The organism is Planctomycetaceae bacterium (genome assembly GCA_041398825.1).
Classification (GTDB): domain Bacteria; phylum Planctomycetota; class Planctomycetia; order Planctomycetales; family Planctomycetaceae; genus F1-80-MAGs062.
The window spans coordinates 424,681-437,575 of record JAWKTX010000004.1; the positions used below are offsets into that span (position 1 = coordinate 424,681).

Here is a 12,895-nt window from a genome sequence, read left to right on the forward strand (position 1 = left end):
ACACATTGTTCCAGAAAAGAGCGATTCATTCAGGAAAGAGTGACGTTTGCCTGTTTTCCGCATCGAGCCTCGAGGAGCAAACATCGTACCGTGGCTGGATCTCTACTCCGGTGTTCTCAGGCTGTGGACTTTGTGTTTCTGGATCGGCCCCTGGGAGGTGACCATGGATTTCGATTCAGCGCTTCTCCGGGATAATGGCCCTGGCGGCATTTTGCGGCCTCTCTTCAACTAGAAAATGTCCCAGAAGCTGATTCTGCTCAGTTCGTATGGCCCAGACGGCACCCGGACGACTGCGAATGACTTTACGATCGCCTGGCACAAGGGTGCCATACGACTCTTCGGTGTCCTTCTGACTTCGCCAGAATAATTCAATCGTTTCGCGACCTGCGTTGATGAAAGTCACTGCTTGCGGGATTCCGGCCGGTCGTGACACGGGAAGCGACATTCCTTCATGGGGAACCCATGCTAATGCCGGGAGATCGGCGGCTGACCGTCGGGCTGCTGCTGTGCGAGTGTTCCGCAACGTTACAAATGGATGCGGAACCGGCGGCCGTGGTCGTTCTTTCCACATCTGTTCGCTGAGCAATGTCAGAAGGCCTTCATGCTCGGGGCGTCCTGCAATATTCTGATTCTCGTCCGGATCATTCGAATGGTCGTAGAGTTCCTGAGCTGTGACACTGCCGGTTGTCTGATCCTGCCATTCGATGTACCGGTATCGATCCGTTCGCATGGCATACCCCATATATTCTCGACCCTCATGAGTGCGAGGGAACTGGCTGTACGCAGCTTCCTTAACGCTGCTGGATTCTCCCTTCAGAATTGGTACCAGGCTTGTGCCTTCCACCGATTCAGGAACCGGCAACGCGGCCAGTTCACACAAAGTTGGATAGATGTCGACAAATTCAACGAGCGCATTCGACATTGTTCCATTTGCCTTTGCTCCGGGAGCCCGGATCATCAACGGTGCGCGAGTATCGATTTCGTAGTTGGTCTGCTTACACCAGGCGCCATGCTCGCCGAGCTTCCAGCCATGATCACCCCAAAGCACAACAATCGTATTCTGGTGAAGGTCTAGTGATTCCAGTTGTTGCAGGAGTAGCCCCACCTGAGCGTCAATAAAGGAAACGGACGCGTAGTAACCGTGTTTCAGCTCGCGTTGCTGATGGACGCTCAGCGGACGTTCAAAGGGCGACGGTGCATCGGCGTAATCCATGTAAGCGCGGATTTCATAGAAACCTCCCAGTGAACGATTGCCGAATGCAACAGCGGGTGAATCCCGGGGAAGAAATGAGTTGGTTGCTAATGGTATTTGATCGCGGTTGTAAAGCTCCCAGTATGGCTGAGGAACAATAAACGGCAGATGTGGACGAATATAACCGACCGCCAGAAAGAACGGTTTTTCTCCGCGGGCCAGTTCGGTCATCTTCTCCAAGGCATCCCGAGTTTGCTTGCCGTCATAGTTTTTGGTTTCGGGCTGTTGCTGAACTTCAGTCGCTGGTCCACGCATTCGCGCGATCACTGATTGTGGCCGCCCGTCTTTCTTCATCTGTTTCCGATACTCTGCCAGCCGAAGACGATTGTCTTCTGAATAGGAGATCACTCCCTGTGGATTATGTGTTGGCTCGTCCCAGGATGCGGCATCGGGAAACGGATTGTGAAAAATCTTGCCGTAGGCCACCGCTCGATAACCATGAGATCGAAAGTGCTGTGGCACTGTTACTGCATCCGGAATGACAGAACGCATCTCCGTGATCAGGTCCCAGACTCTTGTGGAATCCGGCCGCATCCCCGTCATCAACGACACTCGCGAAGGATTGCAGACGGCCTGCTGACAATAGGCCCGACGAAATGCAACGCCGGATGCGGCAAGCTCATCGATATGGGGCGACTGAATGGCTTCGACACCGTAGCAGCCCAGCTCATTCCGCAAGTCATCAATAGCGATGAACAGAACATTGGGCCGCTGGATTTCATCCGCAAGGCCGGTGAAAGACAGCTTCGTGAGCAACACAACGGCGATTAACATGTTTCGCATGAAACGCAGCCCCTTCTACAGTCGGACGATAAACGCAGTCTGCTGGTGCATTCTCATTCTGCCAGCGCGTTCTCCTTCTATAACGCTCACGGCCGAACAATGAATGTCCCAATTCCCTTTCGGAATCGCAAGTCATATATTGGGGCAGGCGCAAGTGAAACTCACTGTCGAGATCACCAGCCGTCTGTATCTGTCGGCCGAACACAACGAAGGCCGGCAGTGACCACCGACAATTTCAGAACGGTTAAGAACCAAAGCTCCGACAAGTCGGAGCACTCCAAAATAATGGAGTGCGGTGACTCGGCACCGCTTTGGATTTTCCAGCTCCGACCAACGAGGCCAAAACGACAGAATCATGACCGACAACAAGTTCAAAACGGTTCAGAACCAAAGCTCCGACAAGTCGGAGCACTCCAAAATTATGGAGTGCGGTGATTTTCAGAATGTTTCGGCATGTTGATTTCGAGTGCAACTTCCGCGAGGACCCCTGTCTTGTCACAGTCACTGCTTCAGGTCATCAGGATTATTCTGGCTGCGTCGTTCATCATCGTTCGGGGGCATTCATTGAAAGCGGACGACGCGAATTTGCAGTTCACGAAAAATCAACTCACAGATGAGCAGGTAGCTGCATTCGCCGCTCTGGCATTGAAAAGCATTCCGCAGGAATTCCCGAATAAGCCATCGAACGTCATGACATCAGCGGCGGACGTAAAATCTCCGAAGCAAATGCATCCTGTCTTCTACGGATGCTTCGACTGGCATTCTTCCGTCCATGGACACTGGATGCTGGCACGTCTGCTCAGGAATTATCCCAACGCTCCGATCGCACCTCGCATTCGAGCGGTGCTGAATGATCAACTCACACAGGATAAACTCAGGACGGAGGCGGAATATTTTACGGGCAAAGAAAACAAGAGCTTCGAGCGGATGTACGGTTGGGCATGGACTCTTCAACTTGTGGCAGAACTGCATGACTGGCAGGACGAAGATGCCCGGCGATGGCGCCAGAATCTGGAGCCACTCGAACGGACCATTGTTCAGCTGGCCAGCGAATATCTGCCAAAGTTGTCATTTCCAATCCGCACAGGCATCCATCCCGACACTGGCTTCGCATTGGCGATGGAGCTGGACTACGCTCGCACAGTGAAGAATTTGCCGTTTGCGGAATTGATTCAGGCGAAGGCGATGGCGTTCTACGGACAGGACCGGGATTACCCGGTCCACTACGAACCCTCCGGTCACGATTTCTTTTCTTCCGGCTTCAATGAAGCAGATCTGATGCAGCGCGTTTTGCCAAAGCAAAAGTTTGCAGAATGGTTAGACCAGTTTCTTCCCCATCTGCGTACAAACAAGATGGGCCCAATGATGACGCCGGTCAAAGTCACTGATGTGACGGACGGGCATCTGGTGCATCTCGCCGGGCTCAATCTGTCACGTGCCTGGACAATGAAGGGAATTGCGGCGGCGCTGCCGGAGCATGACGATCGCCGCGAAATCCTGCTGGAGAGCGCGCATGCGCACGGCAATGCAGGACTGAGTTACGTGACAAGCGGCCACTACGAAGGTGAACACTGGCTGGCAACGTTTGCCGTGTATTATCTGACCAGGTAATGCTCATGTGACAATTGCCGGTGTGATTTTGAATTCCAGGTGCATCTCCCCAGGTTCAAATGCCCAGGCGATTGTTTGCCATTCATGATGCGACACTTCTGGCGTTGAGATTTTTCCCGGCGCGGCGTGAAATTGTTCCCGGAAGAATTCCTGACAATCATCACAGACGCACCTCTGGTCTCCTCGGAATCAGCGTCTGACGCTGGTGTTGTGGTTTTTCAACATAATTTGAATTTCTTCACATGGGTGAACTACGTTTTCGGATGAGTTTTTCAGGCATTACGGGTTGGTTCGTCAGAACCAGTCCTGACTCCCAGGTGTTGTATGGTCGACTCCGATGAGAATTCTCCCCTTCCAATGCGTTCTGACTGGCCTCGTGCTTCTGGCGTTCGGTGCAACGAGCCATCAATGCCTGGCGGAGGACCAAATAGCTTTGGCGACTACCAGGCATGCGAAGGAGATGCCGCGACCTGACGAAGCTCATGGTGAGTCTGACGACTCAGATTCAAAACGTCTGGAAATCCATATCTCGGAGGCAGCCGAAATCGGAACTGAACTTCCCGGGTTTCCGCCGGATGAGATTGCGGGAGTTTCCACGAAGGAACTGACTGGTTTCAGAATCATTGGTGGTGATGACGGCGGAGTCTTTCAGATTGATTCGGAGACTGGAAAGATCGCTGTCAGGAACTCTGACGCTCTTGACTTCGAAACAGCCCCGATGCGGCGGCTTGAAGTCGCAATGCAGCGAAAGTCGGTCAGCGAAGTTGAACGATCGCTGGAGCAGCAGTTCCTGGAATCGATTGAGGAATCGGGAGCTTCCGTCACTGACTTTGTTCCGCAGCTACGAGTGCATGCGAACGTGACATTGTGGCTTTTTACTGACGATGTCAACGAAACGCATAAGCTGGCTGGTCATGTACTGACGGTTCCGGAGAACTGTTTTCATGGTCATTCGGCAGGCAGGATCCGGGTGGATGATCCGGATGCCGATGGGAAGTTTCAGTTCGAGCTGCTTTCTCAGTCTCCATCAGATGCGTTTGCTGTCGACGAGCAATCGGGGGAGATCACTGTGGAAGATCCCGCAGCCATGAATTTCGAGCGTTGCAGTGAATTTCATTGTCTGGTCCGGGTTCGCGACCAACACGGTCTCTCCGTAACAGAAAAAGTGATCATACGCCTCGTCGATATCAATGAGGCGCCAGACCTGAAGTCCGGCTCATGGACACTTCATCCAGGCACAGATCAGGCATTCCGAATAGCGGCTACTGATCCGGATTGCGATGACATTCTGATCTACCGCCTCCTTGTCGATCCTACCAACGGGGCTTTCGACCTGGACCCTGTCAGCGGCGATCTGATTCTTATCGATCCCTCTCTGCTGGCAAAAGCGTCGGGCGACGGTTGTACTCTGTTACTGCAGGCGGAAGATAAATCCGGAGCCCTTTCGGTTGGAAGTGTCCGTGTTGAATGGACTCCTCAGAATGTACAGTCTCAGGGAATTGCCGCAGCCATTCCTGATGGAAATCTCTCCATCGGTCCCGGTGCGTGGCCCGCTGGAACAAGACGAACCTCTCGATTCTTCGCCATCTTTGTGGCAACCATCACGGCGATCTTTGCAATAGCTTTCTGGGAGAAGATGCGAAGACGATCCATCAAATCGATCGACTGGGACGCAGCGCGTCCATCGGAGCCCGTTCATCCGGACGCTGATGTGAATGCATTCCGGGAGCAGGTCGAATCGCTGCGGAACGAGGTGAAACGAAATCACATCGAAGCGAATCGGATTGTGCTGGAGAAAGACACACAGATTCGAGAGCTCAGACTCCAAATCACTGAGTTGAGTGCGCTCCTTGCCGAGAAGGTCGAAGCAGAGCAGGTCGAAGCAGAGCACAATTATGAGCCGGGCATGCCGATATCGGTTGACGATGGTCAGTTCTCCAGCCGGTCTGAGCCATCATACGCAGACTCCTATCAGCCCGATTTGCTGAAGACGCAAATGGAAACGGCTGAATTCGTGGTGCCCCCTTCAGAACGCGAATACGATTCGGCGGATCATTCTTCCAGTGATTCGGACTTAATGGATATCCGCGACCAACTTGCCGGGCTGTTCAGCCTGACGCAGGCTGCCCACAAAACCGATCCATCAAAGTTGAATTCCGCTGCTGCTGAACAGGAATCGCACGAAGATTCAGTGACCGCGTATCTGCAGAAGCTCTTGAAGCCGGGAGGGAAGGCTTCGTTGGGTTCGGAATCTCCGCAGGGCTCGGCAGAGACCGACCGGCGGGGGAACGATCGTCGCCAGTACAATGATCCGTCACGACCGCCTGAGTTGGAGCGACGCAAAGGTAGTCGCCGAGCAGTCGATGTAGAGTCTCTGCGGAAAGATATGAACTCGTTCCGAAATGTTTCTCGGCAGTCTACCGAGTTTGCGCTGGCAGCTCATTCATTCCGGAAGGTCCGCAATCGTTTGCTGGTTCGTCGAGCGATCCTGATCAGCCTGCTGTTCGTGGCAGTTGCTGTTTGGTTCGGGCGCATCTCTCAGGTCATGACGAATCAGTTGCTCGTGTGGTCACTGACAGGGACGCTGTTGTTTATTGCAGCGGAATTGACCTTTCGTATTTTGAAACTGAAGTCCAGAGTGAAGAACAGCTGGAAATCGCTGATCAGCAGTGAGTCAAACCCCGAGACGCCCGTCAGTTCCGAGGTTTCTCAACCCTCAACGATTGCCAGCGCCATATCCAAACGTCATGAATCTTCAGAGAAATCGACTTGCAAATCTGTTCCTGCGTCGCAGGACGCAGCGAAAGCCTGAACGGCAGGCATCTTTGCTTTCGGCTGGAGTTGCTGCGAAGTTAATCGACGAAAACATTCAGGCAGGTTAGTTCCGGCGGACAGCGCCATCTCATGGGATCCTTCCCACCAACTCCGCGAGATACATGTAAATTCAGGGTGTCAATTCTGAACAAGCCAGAGGCATACCGCACTCCATACCAGCTGGGCGCAAACACAGGTCCGATAACCGGCAACACAACCTGGCCGCCGTGGGTATGTCCGGCAAGCATCAGGTTGAATCCGGATCGCTGAGCGAATCGAAGCTGGTCTGGCCCGTGGCTCAACAGGAGTTTCAGATCCGCAGTGTGCTGGTGCACGACTGGGGGAGCTTTCCCCAGCCACGGCCGTTCCGTTCCGCAGATCACAATGTTTCGATCTGCCAGCTTCAGGGTGATTGCATTTCCCGAGACATCAATCCAGCCCGTCTGTTCGACCTGCTTTCGTATCTCGGATGAATCGAATCTCCAGTCATGATTACCCAGCACGAAGAAACACGGTGCGATTTCTGTGAGGGGCTTGAGTAGCCTGCAAGCTAATGGCAGAAGTGTGGGATCATCGATCAGATCGCCGGTGAAAGCAAAGACGTCCGGTTTCATTTCCATGGCTCGATCAAAAAGCCATTGGTAGTACCCTTCTCCCGGACAGCCCACGAAATGCAGGTCGGAAAAATGAACGATCCGGATCGGTGACGTGTTTTTCACTTCCTGACGAAATTCAGAGCTGCTCCCGACTTCTCCCGAAAGATGAACCGATTTTTCATTGATCTGCAGATGATAGATTTCATTTAACGGGAAAAGACGCGATAAGTGCATCCGCGTTCCCTTCACGTTGTTACCCGCTGATGGTGTCACCGCAGGGGCGGAAACATCGTACGTTCTGCTGCTGTCGGTCCGATGGAAATCCCGCTTCATGACAAGATGCCATCGCAGGATGCCAACGATCAGCGGTATTGTGCCCGGGATGGTGAACAGAAGAAGATTCTGAGCCCACCGTGGCTGGCCGGCGAATGTGCCACCTGTTAGCAGTCCATTCGGGCACACTCCCAGCTTCCAGATGACGAATGCAGCGAACAGCACTACAGCAAGGTCATGCAGTTTGCGAAAGGCTTTCAGGATCAGGTAGCTGATCCCCAAAGAATGCGTTCGATTGACCAGCATCACCCAGTATTCAGTGTGCCCGGCGATGCTGGCCAGCAACAATAAACATCCTGTCAGTATTGTCATGAAACGGCGATCAGCATCTTTGTTGCAGGCTTCCGGATCGACATCATTCGAAGGGGGCCGCCGATATCCGTGGATGCGTCATAGAGAAGCTTACGGAATCAGGAGGGAATTCAGGATCGAGCCTGTTGCTTTGCCCAGGCATCTTTCAGTGTAACCGTTCGATTAAATACCAGAGCCTCTGGTGCAGAATCTCTGTCGACGCAGAAGTATCCCAGACGTTCGAACTGGAACTGATCACCAACAGACGCGTTTGCCAATGCCGGCTCCAGCATTGCTGCTGTGTTGACGCGGAGCGATTCAGGATTCAGGTTCGAACGCCAGTCCAGTGATTCGTCGTCGACTTCATCCGGATCTTCGCGAAGAAACAGGTGATCATACATCCGGACTTCTGCAGGGATTGCGTGTTTTGCCGAAACCCAGTGCAGTGTCGCTTTTACCTTGCGGCCATCCGGAGCATCACCACCGCGTGTTTCCGGATCATAGGTACAGTGGATCTCCGTAATTTCCCCACTCGCATCTTTGATCACATCAGTGCAGGTGATGAAATAGGCCCATCGCAAACGCACTTCACGGCCAGGGCCAAGCCGGAAGAACTTCTTCGGTGGATCCTCCAGGAAATCCTCGCGTTCGATGTATAACTCCCGGCTGAACGGAACAACCCGTGTTCCGGCGGCGGCATCCTCCGGGTTATTGATGGCATTCAGTTCGTCACTTTCACCTTCCGGGTAATTTGTGATGACAACCTTCAGGGGGTTCAGCACCGCCATACGACGTTCTGCACGACGATTCAGATCTTCGCGCAAATGGTTCTCCAGCACGACCATGTCCATGGTTGCATTGTGCTTGGTGACACCCACATGAGCGCAGAACGCTCGAATGGCTTCGGGGGTGTATCCCCGACGCCGGAGGCCGCACAGAGTTGGCATTCGTGGATCGTCCCAGCCACTGACGGCATTGTCCTGAACGAGTTGCAGCAGTCTCCGTTTGCTCATGACGGTATACGTGAGGTTCAGGCGATTAAACTCAATCTGCTGCGGATGATGAATCGCCAAAGCATCGCAGTACCAGTCGTACAGTGGTCGGTGGTTCTCGAATTCCAGCGTACAAATAGAGTGGGTGATCTTTTCGAGCGAATCCGACTGACCGTGTGTGTAGTCGTAGGTCGGGTAGATGCACCACTTATCACCAGTGCGATGGTGTTCGGCAAATCGAATTCGGTACATGATGGGATCACGCAGCAGCATGTGAGGATGCGCCATGTCAATTTTGGCGCGAAGCACATGAGTACCTTCAGCAAATTCGCCAGCTCGCATTCGACGAAACAAGTCCAGATTCTCTTCGGGAGTCCGGGAACGATACGGGCTGTGCACACCGGGTTCTGTTGGCGTTCCTCTGCCCGCGCGGATTTCCTCAAGTGGCAGCGAGCAGACGTAGGCTTTGCCGTCACGAATCAGTTGCTCTGCCCATTCGTAGAGCTGTTCAAAGTAGTCTGATGCGTAGAACAGGCGATCATCCCAGTCGAATCCCAGCCAGCGCACGTCTTCCATGATGGAATCGACGTACTCTGTGTCCTCTTTTTCCGGGTTGGTATCGTCGAAACGCAGGTTGCACTTCCCGCCGTACTCTTTGGCTATGCCAAAGTTCAGGCAGATAGACTTCGCGTGGCCGATGTGCAGGTACCCATTCGGTTCCGGCGGAAACCGAGTCTGGACCCGCCCGCCCCATTTTCCGGTAGCATTGTCTTCTTCGATGATCTGACGGACGAAGTCGCGATGTTCTGATGGGGTATTCATAACTTCAGGCCAACCTGGCGAAATGGTGAATTCAGACGCGTTTGCGGCAAGGCCAACGGTTTCCGCGTCATCTCGCGTGAACAGTAGTTTTCTGTCCGCACATCGGAAAGTGCAGATGCCTGCCGAGTTTTGCCTTTCTCAAGGGGACACATGGCAAATGCATTGTGTTCAGGGAATGGCGACCCCCAGGGACCGAAGGACTCCCGATAATCCCAGCAGCGGGAGACCGGTAATTGCGGTGAAATCTGACGTTTCAACCTCATCAAAGAGACTGATCCCGGCACGCTCCACCATGTAGCTGCCCGCACAGTGAATGGGATCGTCAAGTGTTACGTAGCGATAAATCTCGCCGTCGTCGAGCGGTCGCATCCGCAGTCTTGTTTCGTTGATCAGCGAATATTCAGCCCCTGCCATCCACACAGTCACTGCCGTATGGAGGCAATGTGTTTTTCCAGCCAGCATGCGAAGCTGTTGCCGCGCCTTCTCCTGGTCTCCGGGCTTTCCGAGCGTTTTGCCAGCGAGGTCAACAACCTGGTCGGCGCCAATGACAATGGCTTCCGGCCGATTCGCCGCCACTGCTCGGGCTTTCTCCTGCGCCAAACGAGACGCAAGGTCTGCTGGTGCGAGGGGCAGTTCTGAAAACATGCTCTCGTCGACCTCGGGAGCAAGACATTCGAATTCCAGCCCCAACCGACCAAGCAGTTCGCGACGGTAGACAGAAGTGCTGGCAAGAATGATTTTCATAGGTTCAGTTTTGGTCGTGTGGATCTGTCGGGATGAACTGCGGCAGCAAACGATCAGCCGCTCGCATGATCGGCAAATAACGCCCCATCCAGTGGCTTAAACTCACTCTAACAAATCCCTGGTTTGCACCAAACGAAGGGCTGCGCATCTTATCCAGTCTTCCGGATGAATCGTGCAGTCCGTTTGTGCGAACAATTCCGTCTTTGCCAGAAGCGATGCCGTCAAGCCATTGCACGCTGATGACGAAAACTACCAGGGGCAGTCTGTTGACTGTCACGGTGGGCCATTCACTGCGAAATAACCAATGCTCCGGCGAGTATTTGTCGTTTAGCGATTTTGCCCTGTTGCCCGTTCATCTCACCTTCGGACCATCCAGTCTGGAGCAAATTGATGCAGTCGAGTTGCGGTGTTATCCAGAATTCATGTCGAATGATGGCCCTCTATGCAGGCTTGGCCTTCCTATGCGGATCACTACCTGCCGACGAACAATTCCCGAATGAACTCAATTCCAGCGTCGATGAACCTCGAATTATTCTTCGGGAAACCAAGACGCGGACCGTGTCTTCACGGACCATCGAAACCAGTGATCCTCTGATCCAACTGGCGTACGACACGAGGGAATCTCAGCGAAGACGCCTGTTGTCCACGAACGTGCACACCCCCTGGCAGATCATGCATGGTCTTCTGGGCCTCCGTCAGGACTTCATCATTTCGCACGAAGAAAAGACGGTCTCAGGCATCGACTGGATTGCCAGTGGGCCCCAGTTTCGCAATGAATTCTGGTTTGAACGAACAGAGTTCGGTGGCCGAGCTCACCCGTACAGCGTTCCCTATGCCTTCGAAGGACACATCAACCAGTTTCTGGCAATTCTTTCCATGAGTGGACTGCCTCTGGATTACCAGTTCACGACTGCGACCGGCACGATCACGATGCGTGACATGTTGACGAATGCTCAGAAGACGGTGAACGATCGAGAAGAGATTACCTGGACGCTCTGGGCTCTCAGTCGCTACCTGCCTCCCGATGCTCAATGGAGGAATGCTCAGGGTGAAGTCTGGAGTATTGAGCGAATGGTGAAGCTTCAGGTCGACAAGCCGCTTCAAGGATCGCCCTGCGGCGGTACCCACGGCTTGTTCGCTCTGGCGCATGCCAGAAATGTTTACCTGCGGACCGGTCGACCTTTGCGAGGTGTCTGGCTGGAGGCAGAGCAAAAAATTCGACGCTACATCCAGACAGCTCGACTGCAGCAGAATCCAAACGGCACGCTGTCCTCCAACTTCTTCCGGGGACGAGAGTACAAAGAAGATTTCGATAAACGCATGGCCAGCGCTGGTCATGTGCTTGAGTTCCTGATGATTGCTTTGCCTCAGGATGAACTGAAGCAGCCGTGGGTGCGTCGCGCAATTGAAGCCACCTGCAAGGACCTGATGAACAACCGCCATGAATATGTCAGTTGTTCCCCGCTCTACCATACAGTGAATGCATTGAGCACCTATCTGGATCGTGTTGCACCGCAGCCCGCACCGGGACAAATGGCGAAGGCACCAGCAGGGACGCGAACAATTACGCAGTCTCGCGAGATTGGTGCGGGAACAAAGGCCACCGTCAATTCGCAGGAGATGCGGACTGCGGAAGTCCCTGTCACAAAGGTACCTGATCCGCCCACGGTTCCTCTGGTGAAAGAACAAACCGTGGCCAGAAATCCGTCTGAAAGTGCGGCCGAGGAATCCGTCGCCGCAATCATTCCCGACGACCTGATTGAAATCCCAACTGCGAATGTTGAAGCGACCGACGCATTGAAGATTCCAGTGGGCAAGTCTGCGGATTCACCTGCTGTCGAATCCGAACCGACGACAGGAGAGGTTTCCACTGCACCACAGCCAGAGTCCCGCGAGAAGTCTGAGCTGCCGGGGCAGATTGAGCAGCCTGAGGAAGCACCGACGGGATCTGTGCCGCCAGTGGAAACGTCGACCGACTTAATTCCTTTGGAAATTCCGATCGCAGAGTCAACGGAACCACTCCCCGAGCCGGTTCCCGATGACATGATCGGAGCGGGCCGTCAGGTGGGGGCACTGGCATCAGACGAAACCACAGTTGAGATTCCTTCGGCAGTAGGCCAAATGGAATCGACGGGTGACCGCGTGATGACTGGTGACCGCGTGATGACTGGTGACGATGTGATAACCGGTGACCGTGTGTTGCAGATTCCTTTGGCGACTCCGGCAGTCCCTGTTTCGCTTTCACCATCGGGCCGAATTCCTGTTCGTCTGCCATCAATGACGAGGGAACTGGATGGACCGAAGCTGGAAGGGGCGGTGGTTGAGACAACGAAACAGTCGCCTCAACCAGCAATGATTTCCGTGAGTCAGTCTGAGGCGACCGAAGAGGAAGATGGCTGGTTTCGAGTGCAGCTTCAGCTGCAGATCAACATTCTGCCATCCCCGGAATCGCCGAAGCTGGATGCTCAGCCCGTGAAAAGTGGCGTTCCGTTGCGTCAAGTGCCGTCAACGAAGCCTGAAGACGCAAAGAACCGCGAGTCGAAAGATGCTGCATGGCGAAAGGTCGATCAGGCCCCATGAACGGCAGATTCTGCCGGACAAGAACTGACGGCTCCTGGAACACGGGAATCGCGTCGTACATCGACGGACTGAACTAC

General features: G+C 53.9%; 8 protein-coding genes. 3 read left to right on the forward strand and 5 right to left on the reverse strand.

Features of this window, described 5'->3' with window-relative positions; translation table 11 throughout:
• Positions 1 to 175: 175 nt before the first annotated feature.
• Positions 176 to 2,035, reverse strand: a complete 1,860-nt coding sequence (locus R3C20_09950; protein ID MEZ6040819.1) for a sulfatase-like hydrolase/transferase — start codon at positions 2,033 to 2,035, stop codon at positions 176 to 178.
• Between the two features lie 453 nt (positions 2,036 to 2,488).
• Between R3C20_09950 and R3C20_09955 the strand changes: the two genes are divergently transcribed.
• Together R3C20_09955 and R3C20_09960 are read left to right on the forward strand one after the other, a co-directional pair.
• Complete coding sequence (locus R3C20_09955) at positions 2,489 to 3,646, forward strand: DUF2891 domain-containing protein (protein MEZ6040820.1); 1,158 nt, start codon at positions 2,489 to 2,491, stop codon at positions 3,644 to 3,646.
• Between the two features lie 460 nt (positions 3,647 to 4,106).
• Positions 4,107 to 6,458, forward strand: a complete 2,352-nt coding sequence (locus R3C20_09960; protein MEZ6040821.1) for a cadherin repeat domain-containing protein — start codon at positions 4,107 to 4,109, stop codon at positions 6,456 to 6,458.
• A 40-nt stretch (positions 6,459 to 6,498) separates the two neighbouring features.
• Here R3C20_09960 and R3C20_09965 read toward each other — a convergent pair whose 3' ends face one another.
• From R3C20_09965 to R3C20_09980, 4 genes are all read right to left on the reverse strand, one after another.
• Entirely contained in the window at positions 6,499 to 7,701 is a 1,203-nt protein-coding gene (locus R3C20_09965) for a metallophosphoesterase (protein ID MEZ6040822.1), read from the reverse strand.
• Between the two features lie 110 nt (positions 7,702 to 7,811).
• The gene (locus R3C20_09970; GenBank protein MEZ6040823.1) at positions 7,812 to 9,494 is read right to left on the reverse strand and encodes a glutamine--tRNA ligase/YqeY domain fusion protein; all 1,683 of its coding nucleotides are present in this window, start codon (positions 9,492 to 9,494) and stop codon (positions 7,812 to 7,814) included.
• Positions 9,495 to 9,662: 168 nt separating this feature from the next.
• Positions 9,663 to 10,238, reverse strand: coding sequence for a Maf family protein (locus R3C20_09975; protein MEZ6040824.1), 576 nt, complete (start codon positions 10,236 to 10,238; stop codon positions 9,663 to 9,665).
• A gap of 4 nt (positions 10,239 to 10,242) precedes the next feature.
• Entirely contained in the window at positions 10,243 to 10,515 is a 273-nt protein-coding gene (locus tag R3C20_09980) for a hypothetical protein (GenBank protein ID MEZ6040825.1), read from the reverse strand.
• 113 nt (positions 10,516 to 10,628) lie between these two features.
• On the opposite strand from R3C20_09980, the gene R3C20_09985 reads away from it, so the two are divergent.
• The gene (locus R3C20_09985) at positions 10,629 to 12,818 is read left to right on the forward strand and encodes a hypothetical protein (GenBank protein MEZ6040826.1); all 2,190 of its coding nucleotides are present in this window, start codon (positions 10,629 to 10,631) and stop codon (positions 12,816 to 12,818) included.
• Positions 12,819 to 12,895: the final 77 nt, after the last annotated feature.